At 71.5% G+C, this 12,495-nt stretch carries 8 protein-coding genes; 3 read left to right on the top strand and 5 right to left on the bottom strand.

What is annotated here, in order from left to right; all coding sequences use genetic code 11:
- Nucleotides 1-220: 220 nt before the first annotated feature.
- The 3 genes from UA74_RS14595 to UA74_RS14585 all read right to left on the bottom strand — a co-directional run bounded on the left by UA74_RS14595 (nt 221) and on the right by UA74_RS14585 (nt 5,934).
- Complete coding sequence (locus tag UA74_RS14595; protein ID WP_075740795.1) at nt 221-1,864, bottom strand: ABC-F family ATP-binding cassette domain-containing protein; 1,644 nt, start codon at nt 1,862-1,864, stop codon at nt 221-223.
- A gap of 216 nt (nt 1,865-2,080) precedes the next feature.
- On the bottom strand, nt 2,081-3,685 hold the full coding sequence (dacB, locus tag UA74_RS14590; protein WP_083683211.1) for a D-alanyl-D-alanine carboxypeptidase/D-alanyl-D-alanine endopeptidase: 1,605 nt from the start codon (nt 3,683-3,685) through the stop codon (nt 2,081-2,083).
- A gap of 1,646 nt (nt 3,686-5,331) precedes the next feature.
- Nucleotides 5,332-5,934 (bottom strand): TetR/AcrR family transcriptional regulator, encoded by a 603-nt coding sequence (locus UA74_RS14585; protein WP_232237764.1) that lies wholly within the window; start codon nt 5,932-5,934, stop codon nt 5,332-5,334.
- A 232-nt stretch (nt 5,935-6,166) separates the two neighbouring features.
- On the opposite strand from UA74_RS14585, the gene UA74_RS14580 reads away from it, so the two are divergent.
- Entirely contained in the window at nt 6,167-6,955 is a 789-nt protein-coding gene (locus UA74_RS14580; protein ID WP_075740794.1) for an SDR family oxidoreductase, read from the top strand.
- A gap of 305 nt (nt 6,956-7,260) precedes the next feature.
- Here the strand turns inward: UA74_RS14580 and UA74_RS14575 are convergent, their stop codons facing one another.
- Nucleotides 7,261-8,832, bottom strand: a complete 1,572-nt coding sequence (locus UA74_RS14575; protein WP_075740793.1) for an MFS transporter — start codon at nt 8,830-8,832, stop codon at nt 7,261-7,263.
- Nucleotides 8,833-9,365: 533 nt separating this feature from the next.
- Nucleotides 9,366-10,007, bottom strand: coding sequence for a TetR/AcrR family transcriptional regulator (locus UA74_RS14570; protein ID WP_075740792.1), 642 nt, complete (start codon nt 10,005-10,007; stop codon nt 9,366-9,368).
- Nucleotides 10,008-10,453: 446 nt separating this feature from the next.
- Here UA74_RS14570 and UA74_RS14565 point away from each other — a divergent pair, with 446 nt between their 5' ends.
- Both UA74_RS14565 and UA74_RS14560 read left to right on the top strand, forming a co-directional pair.
- Entirely contained in the window at nt 10,454-11,224 is a 771-nt protein-coding gene (locus UA74_RS14565; protein WP_075743831.1) for a thioesterase II family protein, read from the top strand.
- Between the two features lie 119 nt (nt 11,225-11,343).
- Nucleotides 11,344-12,072, top strand: coding sequence for a 4'-phosphopantetheinyl transferase family protein (locus UA74_RS14560; protein WP_198043030.1), 729 nt, complete (start codon nt 11,344-11,346; stop codon nt 12,070-12,072).
- Nucleotides 12,073-12,495 lie beyond the last annotated feature (423 nt).

Here is a 12,495-nt window from a genome sequence, read left to right as displayed (position 1 = left end):
GGCGCCAGGTGCCGTGCCACCCGAGATGGTCGTACCGCCGACAGTGGTCGGTTCCAGCCCGACGACGGCCCGGCGGCCCTCAGCCCACAGTGGAGGCTCCCTCGTACGCCGAGCGGAGGTCGGCCCGCATGGTGACTTCGCCGCGGACCACGAGCCGGGATCAGCCGGACGTCATCGCCCCTCCAGACGTCCGCCGACGCCCACTGCCTGCCTCGCGATGTCACACCACGCGTTCGCTGATCTTCCCGTCAGCGACCTCGATGCGGCGCGTGACCCGCACCGCGTCCAGCATCCGCCGATCGTGAGTGACCAGCAGCAGCGTGCCGGTGTAGGAGTCCAGCGCCGACTCGAGCTGCTCGATGGCAGGCAGGTCGAGATGGTTGGTCGGCTCGTCCAGCACCAACAGGTTCACCCCGCGCGCCTGAAGCAGGGCGAGTGCCGCGCGGGTCCGCTCCCCCGGCGAGAGGGAGGACGCGGGCCGGAAGACGTGCTCGGCCACGAGGCCGAACTTCGCCAGCAGGGTCCGGATCTCGGCGGGCGGCGGACCGGGCAGCTCGCTGCGGAAGGCCTCCAGCAGCGGCAGATCACCGAAGAACAGTGCCCTGGCCTGGTCGACCTCGCCGACGACCACACCGGAGCCGAGCGTGGCGGCGCCGGACTCGGGGTCGAGCCTGCCCAGCAGCGCGGCCAGCAGAGTCGACTTGCCCGCACCGTTGGCCCCGGTGATCGCCAGCCGGTCCGCCCAGTCGACCTGGAGGTCCACCGGACCGAGCGTGAACGATCCTCGGCGCAGCACGGCCGACCGCAGGGTCGCCACCACCGTGCCGGATCGCGGAGCGGCGGCGATCGACATCTGGAGTTCCCACTCCTTGCGGGGCTCTTCGACGACGTCGAGCCGTTCGATGAGCCGCTCGGTCTGCCGGGCCTTGGCTGCCTGCTTCTCAGTGGACTCGGCACGGAACTTGCGGCCGATCTTGTCGTTGTCGGTGGCCTTCCGCCGGGCGTTCTTGACGCCCTTCTCCATCCACGCCCGCTGTGTGCGGGCGCGCGCGGCCAGGGAGTCGCGGGTGTCGGCGTATTCCTCGTAGTCCTGGCGCGCGTGGCGACGCACCCGCTCCCGCTCGGTGAGGTAGGCGTCGTAACCGCCGCCGTAGTGCCGCACCTGCTGTTGGGCGAGGTCGAGTTCCAGCACGCTGGTCACGGTCCTGGCCAGGAACTCACGATCGTGACTGACCAGCACCGTCGGCGACCGCAGGCGGCGCACGAACTGTTCGAGGCGGTCCAGTCCGTCGAGATCGAGGTCGTTGGTCGGCTCGTCGAGCAGGAAGACGTCGTAACGGCTGAGCAGCAGCGAGGTCATGCCCGCCCTGGCCGCCTGGCCGCCGGAGAGGGCGGTCATCTCCAGGTCGAGTCCGACCCCGAGTCCGAGCTGCGCGGCGGTCTCCTCCGACCGTTCCGGCAGGTCGGCGCCGCCGAGGGCCAGCCATCGATCGAGGGCGGTCTCGTAGGCGTCCTCGGCGCCGGGTGCGCCTTCGGTGAGGGCCGCGACGGCCGAGTCCAGCGCCTCCTGTGCGGCGGCCACTCCGGTCCGACGGGCGAGGAAGTCCCGCACGGTCTCCCCGGCTCGCCGCTCGGGTTCCTGCGGCAGATGACCGACGGTCGCGCTGGGCGGGTTGAGGGTGATCGATCCCTGATCGGGGGTGCTCCGGCCCGCGAGCAGCCGCAACAGCGTCGACTTGCCCGCGCCGTTCACCCCGACCAGACCGACCACGTCGCCGGGCGCGACGACGAGATCCAGCCCGCTGAACAATGTGTGATCGCCGAATCCGGCCGCGAGGTCCTTGGCGACGAGGGTTGCTCCCATGAGGACGCCGAGTCTAATCGGCGCACGATGATCCGCCCTCAGGCCCCGACGGCGTGGCGCGGCCTCGCCGGGTAGGCCGTGGCCGTCGGGCAGCTCGTCGACCGGCGACCCGTCCGGGCGGTCGATCCCCGCCTGGGCCGGAACGGGCTCTGGGCTGGCGAGTGCCCACGCGCTCCGGGTCCCCGACCACCGGACCGGCCGGTCGCCGCGCCGGGGTCAGCAGGCCCGTGCCCAGGTGCACTCCAGCGCGGACTCGTCGATCAGGGTGACCGGGTCGTCCTCGGGCAGCTCGGCGGTGGGCACCGACAGCGTCTCGGCATCCGACACCCGGTCGTCGGCGCCCTGGTAGCGGGCGAGCCGCAATGCGACGGCGTCCTCGACGTCCTTCGGGCTCGCGCTCAGGTAGTTGTTCACCACCACCGAGAAGACGAGTTCCTCGCCGGAGGCGGCGGTGACGTATCCGGACAGCCCCGTCACCCCGGTGAGCGAACCGGTCTTGGCGTGGACATTGCCCTGGGCCTCGGTGCCGCCGAGCCGGTTGCGCAGCGTGCCGCCGACCATTCGGTCGGACTCCCCCGCGATCGGCAGCGACGCATGCCAGGCGTCGAACCACGGCTCGTCCTGCACCGCCACAAGCAACTCGGCCAGCTGCCCTGCGGTCACCATGTCCATCCTGGACAAGCCGGAACCGTCGACCATCCGATACTCGGACGAGTCGGGACCGCCTAGTGCGTCGAGGCTCTCCGCCAGTACGGCGCGCCCTGCCTGCCAGGTGCCTGCGTCGCCGTGTTCCCGGCCCATCGCCTTGACCAGGACCTCGGCGTGGCCGTTGTTGCTGAGTTTCATGAACGGCACCATCAGCTCGATCAGCGGCATCGACGCGTGCTCGGCCAGGACTGCGGCACCCTCCGGGGTGGTGCCGAACTCGACGTCGCCGACGACGCGCACCCCGTGGTCGGCCAGCGCCTGCCGGAAGACGTCGGCGGCGTACCCGGTGGGCTCCCAGACGGTGCTCCAGTCCTGGGTGGCCGTTCCCCCTGCCGGGATGGCCCCCGCGACGCGGATGACGTTGCCGCCACGCTCTCGTTCGACCGAGATGGTCTCCGCGCTGCCCGCCTCTCCGGTCACCGCCCGAGCGTCGACGGTGACGTAGTCGGTCGGCGGGTCGACGGTGATCTCCGGTGCCGCGCCTGCCTCGTCGCCGGGAGCGACTCGGACGATGACGGTTCCCGCGTCGTAGTCGGTGTCCGGCGCGACGTTCAGCGCGGAGATCTGCGCCGAGTAGTAGTAGGGCTCGTCGTCCCAGGACCAGCCGGTGCCCAGGCGGGTGTCGTCGAACCAGGTGTCGTCGGCGACGACGTCGCCGCGCACCAGGGTGATCCCGGCGTCGGCGATCTGGGCGGCGAGGTCGGCGTAGTCCTGCGCGAGCAGCGTGGGGTCGCCGGTCCCCCGCAGGTACAGGTCGCCGTTGAGGACGCGACCGATCTGACGTGCGTCGCTGCGGACCTCGGTGGCGAAGCGATAGTCGGGCCCGAGCGCCTCCAACGCGGCGACCGAGGAGAGCAGCTTGCCGTTGGAGGCGGGCAGCAGATTGGCGTCCGCGCCGCGTTGGAAGAGGATCTCGCCGTCGTCGGCTCGGCGGACCACCACTCCGGTGGCGGCCCCGGCCAGCCTCGGGTCGGCGAGGATACGGTCGAGGTCCTCGCCGAGGGCCTGTTCCCCGGTCGGATCGGCACTTCCCGCGAAGCCGGGAAGGCTCAGCCCGCCCAGCAGCGCGGTGCAGGCCAATGTCACGCCGAGGTATCTGAATCGCCTGCTCATCGCCGCCTCCAGGGTGGTCGATCAGGGTGGTCGATCAGGAGAGATCACACCAGCCGAGACTAAGGAGCGCCGACCGAACCGGTCAATGGTTCGACCACTGCACGTCGTCGACGTCGGAAGCGTGCCGGTCCCGCCCGGAGTCCGCACGAGGAGGTCCGCACGGGCGCGCCGGGTGCGGCCGGGCACCGACTCGATCGCGCCCGCTCGGTGGCGCTGCTCGCCGTCGGTTGGAGAAGCGGTCGGTCACTGCTCGGCATGGCACGTGACGCGCCGAGCCGCACGGCGACGCCGGGCATAGCCGGAGATCACGGTGGTCGGTTCGGGGGGCGGCTTCGGCCGTGAACTCGATGCAGAGCGCTCTCGGCGAGGGCGGCCGCGGGTGATGAGGACCGGCTCCGGTACGACGGCGGACCGGGAGGCCCGGTACACGATCACTCGCCCCTGTCGGGTGAAGTCGGGATGCATCCCGAGCCGGTCGCGCCGAGTTCTGCGATCTTTGAGACACCGCAGAGATCGTCACCACCAGCGACATTCCGGAGAGTTCGCCGCAGTACGCACAGTGCAGCCAGGTCGTCCGTCGCCTCGCCGCGACACCTCGGCCGTCGACGGGTCCGGCCGCTCGCCGCATCAGACGCGGGCAGGGTCCGACCCACCGAGGCCGAGCAGCGAGGGGGCCGGGCTCGCAGGGCATCCGATCGCGGATCGACGGTTGTCGGTGCGCCCGAGCGGCAGCGGGGGCGACCGCCTCGGTTCCGAACCGGACGACGAGTCAGACGAGCACCCCGGCGACGTCCGTGGTGCGCACGCAGTCCCGTGTCAGGTGGGCCGGAGAACCCGCCGTGAGCAGCCGGAGGTACCAGCGGTGGTGCGACGAGAACATCGGCGCGAGGCCGCCGGGACCTTTTCCCGACCGGCATCGCCCCCGGTCGTCCGGCGTGCAGCGGACAGCACGGGCCGTACCGAGCACGGCAGGCGGCCTCTCGCGGGCGGGCGAGAGCTCGGACGCTCCCGGGTCCGCGAAGACGGTCGGGTGTCGTCACCGGGCGACCGACCGCCCGGCAGACCGAGCGAACGAGGCCGCGACCGGCCGGACACGATCCCCCCGCCCCGACGCAGGCCACGTCGAGGGCGCGGGCGCCACGTCCAGCTCAGGCCAGAGGAACCGCCGCAGCGCACCAGGCTGTCGCTCCACTGCGAACCCCGTGATCCCGCTCGGCGGTTGTCGTCGGAACCGCGCGGGCGGCCCGCCGAAGCAGACCGCTCGGTCGACGTCGCTGCCGGGCGGCCCGCACCACGGCAGGCCTCCTGGCGGGGACGGGCCGAGGCGGTGCGGAGCCCGTATCGCGGCGGCGAACGAGTGGCAGGACGGGAGGCACGCGGCTCGGTCCCGCTGTCGCGATCCTGGTGCGTCATGACTTAGTGGAGCGCGAGTTGATCCGCGATCCGCCTTCCAGACGAGGCCGTCGATACCCCGAATCGGCGGCCTCGTCGCGTTCTCGCCCAGGCCGAGGCAGTAGACACCGCCGGGAAGACCGGGACCCTGCCGCGCGGTGGAGGCCCGGTCACGGCGCGCGAGCCGTTCGCGCGGAGGAGCACGGCGTCGACGCAGGCGGGTCTGAGCCCCGCATCCGACGGACGTCGACTTCTCAGCCCCTCTCGGCCTGCCGAGGGCCGAGGCCGTGCAGCAGGGTGTCGACGACTCGTTGCGCACCCTTGTCGGGATCGAGCACGTCGTCCCCCACGGTGGCCGCTTCGTGGATGAGCGCATAGAACACCCGTCGGGCCCACGTGCGGTCGACGTCCTCGCGAAGCAGACCTGCCTCGGCGGCGCGTCGGAACAGTCCGTCGCAACGTTGTTCGACCTCGGTGTGCATCCGGGCGATCTCGGAGTCTCGCCCTGCGGGACGGCTCATCGCGTAGGCCCAGTCGATCTTGACCCGCAGCACGTTCGCGGTCACCTGATACAAGGCGACCAGCGGCGGAGTCGCCTCTGGCCTTGCCGCGTCGACGGCGGCGGCGAACCGACTCGCCGCCCAGGTGCTCATAGCGCTGACCAGGGCGTCTCGACTGGCGAATCGCCGATGGACCGTCGTTCTGGCCACGCCTGCGGCGGCGGCGATCTGCTCCATGGTCGCGGCGGGATCACGGCTGAGCACCCGCTCGGCCGCCGCGAGGATCGTCGCGACGGTGCGCTCCGCGTCGGCGCGGTGGGCGCGTCCCCCGAACACCGCGGTCTCGGTCGCGTCCAACGACTCTCCCGTCGTCTCGTTCCCGCGCCCGGCTCTGGCACGGCGTCCCTTCACCGATGAGGCCCGGTGGCCCCGAGACCCGCCCAGGCGACCTTCTTCGATCATCGCATCCCGAGCACCCTGCCTCCGCAGACTACCGCGCGGTTGCACATTCACGACTAGTTGCAACATCATTGTCGCATCTTGTACCGTTATCGCGTCACGGAAGTCGCATTTCAGCAGGAGGCTGCACATGGATCTGAAGCTCGCGGGGAAGACGGCGATCGTGACCGGCGCGAGTCGCGGCATCGGTCTGGCCATCGTGACAACGCTGGTGAACGAGGGGATGCGGGTGATCGCCGGGTCGCGGACGGTGCCGCCGGAGCTGACGGCGACCGGCGCGGACACCCTGGCCGTCGACCTCGCCGACCCGGAGGGCCCCGCCCGTCTCGTCGAGCACGCGCTCGCCGAGGCGGGCGTGATCGACGTGCTCGTGAACAACGTGGGCGGGGGTGACGACGGTGCGGGACAGATCGGCGGGCTCGTCGACTTCGACGATGACTACTGGCAACGGACCTTCGACCTCAACTTCACCAGCACGGTCCGCACCACCAGGGCCGCACTGCCCAGCCTGATCGCCTCCCGAGGCGCCGTGGTCACCGTCTCCTCCAACGGTGCCCGCATCCCCCATGCGGGTCCGATCGCCTACACCACGGCGAAGGCGGCCCTGAGCGCCTTCGGCAAGGCACTCGTCGGCGAGGTCGGCCCGAAGGGCGTACGGGTCAACACCGTCTCCCCCGGCGCCACGCGAACCAGGATGTGGGAGGCGGCCGAGGGATACGGCGCGGCTCTCGCCGACACTGCGGGCATCCCGCTGGACGCGCTGCTCGACGGGCTGCCCGCGGCCTCGGGCATGGTCACCGGGCGCCTGGTCGAGCCTGCGGAGGTCGCCGCACTGGTCGCCTTCCTGTCCTCGCCGATCGCGGGCAGCATCACCGGGGCCGATCACATCATCGACGGCGGCGCCGTCAAGACCGTCTGAACCGCCGAGGCCGCAGTGCCGCGTGCACGCCGACACGATCGAGGCCAGGCGGCGCGCGACGGGGTGGTCGATGCGCGGGGCGCGGACCGGCCCCGGGCGGCCGAAGCTCTCCGGCGGAGCAGCCTAGGAGAGATCTCGATCAGACGGCCTCGTCCGAGGAGACGGGCAGCCGCGAGGGGCCGCCTCGACGGACGGGTGCGAGGCGGTCGTCGCGCCGCGCAGCCGCTCCTCCGCAGGTTCGCGGTGAGCGAGTCGGATAGAGGCGGTCGTCGGCGTGGCGAGCGGTGTCGGCGCGTGGCTTCGCGTCACACTCGCTGCGGCTCGGGGACGGCCTGCTCGGGGTCGCCTCGCTCCGGGGTGTCCGACTCGACGGCACTCAGCTCGACGGCGGCCCCTCGGTCGGCGGCGTCGTGCGAGGAACGCGACGGGATCAACAGGGTCCACACCGTCGCCGCCGCGATGACGCAGACGACCGCGACCGTCCAGAGCACCAGGTGCCAGACCTCGGTGTACTGCGCCGAGTGCACGGCGCGCTCGGCATCGGGGATGTTGCCCGCCGCGATGCGGGCGGCCGTGTCGGCGTCTCCGGTCCTGCTCTGCAGGAGGGTGATCATCGAGGTGCCGACGACCGTGGCGGCCAGCGTCGCACTGCCGGTCCGCACGGTGTTGAGGATCCCCGCCGCCATCCCGAGCCGGTTCCGGTCGACCAGGTTCATCGCCTGGGCGTCGACGGTGCCGACCGCCAGGCCCATGCCGAGGCCGATGGTCGCCATGGGACCTGCCAGGGCTGCCGTGCCGATTCCCGGCTGGAGCACCGTGAGCCAGGCGTTCCCCGCCGCGATCAGCAGCAGGCTGGTGACCACGATGATGCGAGGCGAGACGCCGAAGCGGTTCATCAGCGTGGCGCCGACCTGGGGCATGACCAGCAGGGGTGCACTCAACATCAGCATGGTCAGACCGGTGGCCTGCGCCGAGGCGCCGTTCACCCCCTGCAGGTAGGTCGGCAGGAAGATCATGGCCGTCGAGGGTGCCGACGCCAGCACGGCACAACCCAGGCACCAGCTCAGGAACCTCCGGTCGCGGAGCAGTGTGAAGTCGAGCAGCGGCGCGGGCGTGCGCCGCTCGACCAGCACGAAGAGGACGAACAGCACCAGCCCGACGGCGATCGGGAGGAGGACGACGAGCGCGACCCAACTCGCCCCGGCAGCCTGGTTGACGCCGAACATCACCAGCGCCATTGCACCGATGAAGAGGAGCGTGCCGGGGACGTCCACCTTGGACGGCGCGGCGGAGCGGGACTCGGCCATGAAGCGCGTCCCGGTCCAGAGCAGCAGACCGACGACGGCGAAGGTGCCGAAGGTGCCGCGCCACCCGAGTTCGCCGACGAGCCAGCCCGACAGCGAGGGCCCCAGCGCCAGGCCCAGGCCTGCTGTAGTGCCCATCACGGCGAAGGCTCTGGTGCGAGCGGGTCCGACGAAGGTGGCGCCCAGGATCGCACCACCGCAGGCCATCACCCCGGCGGCGCCGACGCCGGACAGCGTGCGCGCCGCGTCCAACACCAGGATGTCGTGCGCCAGCGCGCTGAACAGGGCACCCGCCGTGTACACGGCGGCGCCGACGGCGAACACCCGTCGCCGACCGAAGCGGTCACCGAGCGAACCCGCCACCAGCATCAGCGAGGCCGCGCCGAGGAAGTAGCCGACGACCACCCATTGCAGTGCCGCGCCGGAGGCCTCCAGATCGACGCCGATGGCGGGGAGCGCCACGGTGGTTCCGGACATGAGCATCGGCAGGGTCAGGAAGCCGAGCAGCACGGCCACCAGGGTCACGATGGAACGGCTGCGGGACACGGCAGGAAGGGTCGGGGTCTCGGTCACCGGAATACGGTACAACGTGTACGGCAATGGGTAAAACGATTAGTGCAAAAAGCTCACTCGGCCACCGTCGTCGATCCGACAGGACGAGCCCGCAGACTGATGCGACCTCGCGGCGGGGCGGTGCGCGAACGATGCGCGGGCCGGAGAGCGACCGGGACCCGATCTCACTGCGGTCACCGCACTGAGGCGCACCGCCTCGGCCTGCCGTCGGCGAACGACCGCTCGCGCTCACCGGCGAGCGCAGGCGAGCTCGCCTCCGCAGGCCGCGCGCCGCAGAGCCGCCGGATTCCTCCCCGCACGCACCGAAGACTCCGTTCACGACACGGACACCGGGGAGGCGGGCCCAGGCCGACCGACGTCCTGCGACCTCGTCGACGCGCGTATTCAGCTCGAGGTCACGCCGACGCGCCAGACGAGACGAGGAAACCTCGCGAGGCGCCGGACCCGCACCGGTCCCGATGGTCGCGGCCCGGCTCCGACATCCGTGACCACGTCGACGTCCTGATCGGCGCAGGCCCGGGTTCGGCCCGACGTCAGCGCGCGCAGCCGTGCAGGAAGAGCCGGACGCCGGAGACCACCATCTCAGCCAGCTCCGCATCGGTGTTCGCGAGTTCGGGTCGACTCGATCTGTCGATCATGGTCAGCCGCTGGAACTGGATCGCGGCCACCTGGGAGTCGTCCACCCGCAGCAGCCCTCGGTCGGCGAGCCGCGCCAGGCGACGGGCCAACTCCTGCCGGACCCGCACCGGGCCGGCCTGCTGCCACGCCTCGAGGGCGGCGGCGGGCAGGTGCCCCGCGTCGGCGTTGATCTGTCGCACCAGCGCGGAGTGCTCGGTGAAGCCATGGGACCAGGAGCCTGCCAGTGCGATGCCGAACTCGACGAGGTCGGCCTCCAGGTCCGTCACCTTGCTCAGATGGCGATCGATGATGGCGATGTGCGCGTCGGAGACCCTGGCCGCACTCTCCTGGATGACCGTCTCGAACAGCTCTGCCTTGTCCTGGAAATGGTTGTAGACCGTGCGGGTGGAGACGCCTGCCTCCGCAGAGATGGCGTCGACGCTCGCCCGCGTGTAGCCGTCCCGCGCGAACACCGTGTGGGCACCTGCCAGAATCGCCCGGCGCTTGTCCGGCAGGCCGCCTCGTGGACGTGCTCCGGGTTCGTCGCGCCTGGTCATGGTCTGATCCTCTGTTCCTCGTCCCGGCATCCGCAGCCCGATTGCCACGAGCGTTGTACTTTACTGCACGGTCGGTGGCCGACGGTGCCGACGACGACCACAGGCGAGTCGGCAGGCACCTTCGAGTCACGACGGACCGCAGGGGCGCCAGGCGGGCGGGAGCGCGGTGAGCGCGGCCGCCGATTCGCCTGCTCACGAAAGATCGCTCGGTCATGAAGCCTCCGCATCGCGGTGCGGTGGCGCCGCCCGTCCGATGGTGACGGCGACCGTCGGCGGCGGGCGGCCTGCACAGCCGGACGACCCCCACGCCGCCTGGCACGAGGAGAGAGCACGCCCGATCACGCATGCCGCCGCGGGGTGCCGGGGTTCCGAACTCCTTGTCCCACGCCGATCATCGCGAGACGATCCACCATGACGAATCCCTGAAGGGAAGGATCACCAGCAGCATGACCACGATCGGCGACACGAACGACCGCTGGGTGCGGCGCTTCCATCCGACCCCGACGGCGACCGCGCGGCTGCTCTGCCTGCCGCACGCCGGGGGATCCGCGAGCTATTTCTTCCCGGTCTCACGAAGACTGGCTCCGGGCATCGAGGCACTCGCCGTCCAGTATCCGGGCAGACAGGACCGTCTCGGAGAGAAGTCGATCGAGTCGGTCGAGGAGCTGGCCGACCGCCTGGTGGACGTCGTACTGCCGTTCCGAGACAAGCCGCTGGGCCTGTTCGGCCACAGCCTTGGCGCACTGGTCGCATTCGAGCTGGCGTTACGCCTGGAGGAACGCGGCGTCGTGCCCGTCGGGCTGTTCGCCTCCGGCAGGCGCGCACCGGTCACCGTGCGGCAGGGCGAGGACGCTCATCTCCGCAGCGACGACGAGCTGATCGCGGCGGTCAGGCAGCTCGGCGGCACCAGTACGAGCCTGCTCGACGACAAGCAGATAATGGCGATGGTGCTGCCGTCGATCCGTGCCGACTACCGCGCGGCCGAGACCTATCGGCATCGGCCGGGACCCCGACTGGCCACACCCGTGTACGCCTTCCTCGGCGACGCCGACCCGAAGGTGACGGTCCCGGAGGCCGAGAGGTGGGCGGAGCACACCGAGGGCGGCTTCGACCTCACCGTCTATCCCGGTGGTCACTTCTACCTGAACTCCCACGCCGACGCCGTGATGGATCGGATCGCGGCGCAGCTGACCGACAAGGTGCCCGCGGGCGGCTGACCTTCGCCGGAGACGGTGTCCGGCGAGGGTCGCCGAACCGCCGGACTCGACGCAGCGCCGCCCTCGACCCTGCCGCACCGGCCGCGTCGAGGGTTGCGCTGCGCTGGTGCCCACGACCGATGAAGCTCGCGGCCGAGCCGCGTCCTGCCGAGAGGGAACTCGTGATCGAGAAGATCCTGCCGTCCGAGGTCGTCGCAGTGGAGAGGCGGGACGATCCACCGGAGGCGACGCTGTTCCCGGCCGAGGAGGCGGTGGTGGCGGCCGCGGTGGACAAGCGTCGACGGGAGTTCCGCACCGTGCGGCACTGTGCCAGGCTGGCGCTGGCGGAACTCGGCCTGCCGCCCGCTCCACTACTGCCCGGTGAACGGGGCGCCCCGGTGTGGCCTGCGCGCATCGTGGGAAGCATGACGCACTGTGCAGGCTATCGGGCCGCCGCCGTGGCCAGGACGTCGGCGGTGGTCTCGGTCGGCATCGACGCCGAGCCGCACGACCGACTGCCGGAGGGGGTGCTCGCCGCGATCGCCCTGCCCGCCGAGTGCGACCGCCACGCCACGCTGGCCCGCACCGCGCAGGGCGTGCACTGGGACCGCATCCTGTTCAGCGCCAAGGAGAGCGTCTACAAGACCTGGTTCCCGCTGACCGGTCGTTGGCTGGGCTTCGAGGAGGCCGACATCACGATCGAGCCGGACACCGGCACCTTCCGGGCGCGACTCCTGGTACCCGGCCACACGCGGGACGGTGGTGAGCTGACCGGCTTCACCGGCCGCTGGCTGGTCGACGACGGCCTGGTGATCACGGCGATCGCCGTGCTGCCCGAGGAGTCGGCGCACCGGGAGGACGGCAGCTGACGACGACCGGCAGCCGGCGCAGGACGGCGCCTGCTGCCGGTGCCGCCGCCGAGGAGAGTCCGGCTCTCGATCACCGTGGCCGCGACCCGATCGCGAGCTGCGAGCGTTCACACGGCTGCGGCGAGGTGACCATTCGCGCGTGCGCGGCGAAGCAGCCGCGTGATGGGGCCGCAGACGGTCTTCCCACCTGACGAGGATGGTCGACGACTCGGGCTCAGGTCGGCACCGGCTCGAGGCTCCGCCCTCGCCGCAGCGGCACAGCGGCGGGCCACCCCGGCAGACGACTCCGCCGGCCGGAACACCTGGTCGACGGCGGACGAGCCGCGTCGCGCCCGCGAGCCCGGTCCGCCGCAGGACGCCGACCGGCGGATCTGATCCGCACGGGCCTGCTCGCCGTCGGTGGTCGCCGGACCTCGGCACACG

The organism is Actinoalloteichus fjordicus (assembly GCF_001941625.1).
Classification (GTDB): domain Bacteria; phylum Actinomycetota; class Actinomycetes; order Mycobacteriales; family Pseudonocardiaceae; genus Actinoalloteichus_A; species Actinoalloteichus_A fjordicus.
This window is presented reverse-complemented; position numbering and strand designations above follow the sequence as displayed.

What these genes read in the sequence shown, in the direction of transcription:
- UA74_RS14595 (WP_075740795.1), bottom strand. Translation starts at nt 1,864, where the DNA reads ATGGGAGCAACCCTCGTCGCCAAGGACCTCGCGGCCGGATTCGGCGAT.
- dacB (WP_083683211.1), bottom strand. Translation starts at nt 3,685, where the DNA reads ATGAGCAGGCGATTCAGATACCTCGGCGTGACATTGGCCTGCACCGCG.
- UA74_RS14580 (WP_075740794.1), top strand. Translation starts at nt 6,167, where the DNA reads ATGGATCTGAAGCTCGCGGGGAAGACGGCGATCGTGACCGGCGCGAGT.
- UA74_RS14570 (WP_075740792.1), bottom strand. Translation starts at nt 10,007, where the DNA reads ATGACCAGGCGCGACGAACCCGGAGCACGTCCACGAGGCGGCCTGCCG.
- UA74_RS14565 (WP_075743831.1), top strand. Translation starts at nt 10,454, where the DNA reads ATGACCACGATCGGCGACACGAACGACCGCTGGGTGCGGCGCTTCCAT.
- UA74_RS14560 (WP_198043030.1), top strand. Translation starts at nt 11,344, where the DNA reads ATGAAGCTCGCGGCCGAGCCGCGTCCTGCCGAGAGGGAACTCGTGATC.